The sequence below is a fragment of the Vibrio sp. 10N.222.48.A3 genome, from assembly GCF_041475345.1.
Classification (GTDB): Bacteria; Pseudomonadota; Gammaproteobacteria; order Enterobacterales; family Vibrionaceae; genus Vibrio; species Vibrio tasmaniensis_A.
This window is the reverse complement of the sequence record NZ_JBFRVX010000060.1, coordinates 1-1048: the sequence shown is the minus strand read 5'-3', so window position 1 is coordinate 1048 and position 1048 is coordinate 1. Positions and strand designations below refer to the sequence as shown.

The following is a 1048-nucleotide window of genomic DNA, read 5'->3' as shown; positions in this document are numbered from 1 at the left end:
CATATTCATCCTAGAACATAACAATTATGCTAATTTTCTGGCGTGTAAATATGCGTGCAAAGTCACCAACTACCCAACAAAGCACATATCAAGATCAATTTTACGTATCTAATCACTAATTTCAGAAATAACAATGTAAAGCGCATCTTAGCCATTTAGGGGGTGAGAACGCAAAACGCCCACATCACGTGTGCGATGTGGGCGTTCAAATTCTTACTGCAAGTAGTCGTGATATGGCTATATTAAGCGCTCAGCTTATAGACCCATCTCTTCAGTGAGAGTCTTGATCTGCTTGATATCCATGGTGTGAACTTCAATCATTTGTCTGATGTCACTTAAGCGGGAATTGGCATTATCCTGTTTCTCACAGGCGTCAGATTTTGTATCCCATGACGTACCATCTAAGAAAACATCACACGCTTTCTTCAAAGAACCAAGATTCTGTTCGATGTCATCTCTTTCTTTCTCGAGTTTTTCAAGCTCTTGAGATATCTGTAATTCTTTGCGGAAAAGCTCACGCGAACGTTCAAAAAGGGTCGACTGCATATCAGCTTGACGGCTCAACTTTTGATTATTTTGTTGAGTTTGTTCTAACGTTTGCTTCTGTTCGTTTAACTGCTGCTCTAACGAGTAGTTTGCTTTCTCTAAAACTGCAGATTGTTTCGCTAAATCTTGGAGTTCTTTTTGATGCTCTTCTGCCTGTTTCACTAGAGCAGCTTCTACTTTCGCATCAATTTCGGTATCAACTTTTGCCACTTTCTCTTCAACTGATGTCACCAACTGAGTTTTACTATCACGCAGTTCTTGATAACGAGTTTCTAGTACCTGATAAGTGGATTCCCACTTCGAAGCCGTGACTGTAGATCCGATTAAACCGCCTAACGCCAAACCGATAACCGCAGCAATGCCGATATAGAGCTGACTACGTTTATCGCGTTCCTCAATAACAACCACTTCATCTTGTTCGCCTTGTCCAGATTGCTGGTTCACTAGCGGGTACTCCCAAAAATTTGTTTAACGTTACACGGTCACTGATACTGATACTGAT

At 41.0% G+C, this 1048-nt stretch carries 1 protein-coding gene; it reads right to left on the bottom strand.

Annotated elements, in window-relative coordinates; translation table 11 throughout:
• Nucleotides 1-255: 255 nt before the first annotated feature.
• On the bottom strand, nucleotides 256-990 hold the full coding sequence (locus AB4653_RS02295) for a chromosome segregation ATPase (RefSeq protein ID WP_017103097.1): 735 nt from the start codon (nucleotides 988-990) through the stop codon (nucleotides 256-258).
• Between the last annotated feature and the right edge of the window lie 58 nt (nucleotides 991-1048).